The organism is Streptomyces sp. NPDC096193, from assembly GCF_040302905.1.
In the GTDB taxonomy this organism is placed as follows: Bacteria; Actinomycetota; Actinomycetes; order Streptomycetales; family Streptomycetaceae; genus Streptomyces.
Window position 1 is genome coordinate 1 of the sequence record NZ_JBEOSJ010000072.1, and the last position, 1060, is coordinate 1060.

Below are 1060 nucleotides of genomic sequence, written 5' to 3' on the forward strand. Positions count from 1 at the left end.
CCTACCCCTCGGCCTACACCCTTACCCCGGGACAACCACCGCCCGGGCTGGACTACCTTCCTGCGTCACCCCATCGCTTACCTACTACCATCTTGGATCGCCGGCTCCACCACTTTCCATTCCCCGAAGGGTCCGGAACGGCTTCACGGGCTTAGCATCAATGGGCTCGATATTGGGCGTTTCAAAGCGGGTACCGGAATATCAACCGGTTGTCCATCGACTACGCCTGTCGGCCTCGCCTTAGGTCCCGACTTACCCTGGGCAGATCAGCTTGACCCAGGAACCCTTAGTCAATCGGCGCACACGTTTCTCACGTGTGTATCGCTACTCATGCCTGCATTCTCACTCGTGAACCGTCCACCACTGCCTTCCGGCGCGGCTTCACCCGGCACACGACGCTCCCCTACCCATCCGTACTCCCGTTGGGGATATGTGTACGAATGACACGACTTCGGCGGTACGCTTGAGCCCCGCTACATTGTCGGCGCGGAATCACTTGACCAGTGAGCTATTACGCACTCTTTCAAGGGTGGCTGCTTCTAAGCCAACCTCCTGGTTGTCTCTGCGACTCCACATCCTTTCCCACTTAGCGTACGCTTAGGGGCCTTAGTCGATGCTCTGGGCTGTTTCCCTCTCGACCATGGAGCTTATCCCCCACAGTCTCACTGCCGTGCTCTCACTTACCGGCATTCGGAGTTTGGCTAAGGTCAGTAACCCGGTAGGGCCCATCGCCTATCCAGTGCTCTACCTCCGGCAAGAAACACACGACGCTGCACCTAAATGCATTTCGGGGAGAACCAGCTATCACGGAGTTTGATTGGCCTTTCACCCCTAACCACAGGTCATCCCCCAGGTTTTCAACCCTGGTGGGTTCGGTCCTCCACGACCTCTTACAGCCGCTTCAACCTGCCCATGGCTAGATCACTCCGCTTCGGGTCTTGAGCGCGCTACTAAATCGCCCTATTCGGACTCGCTTTCGCTACGGCTTCCCCACACGGGTTAACCTCGCAACACACCGCAAACTCGCAGGCTCATTCTTCAAAAGGCACGCAGTCACGAC

The 1060-nt window shown here is 57.6% G+C and carries 1 rRNA gene; it reads right to left on the reverse strand.

The features are described 5' to 3' along the window. Positions 1–1060 (reverse strand): 23S ribosomal RNA (locus ABTX78_RS36085); the annotation flags it as partial.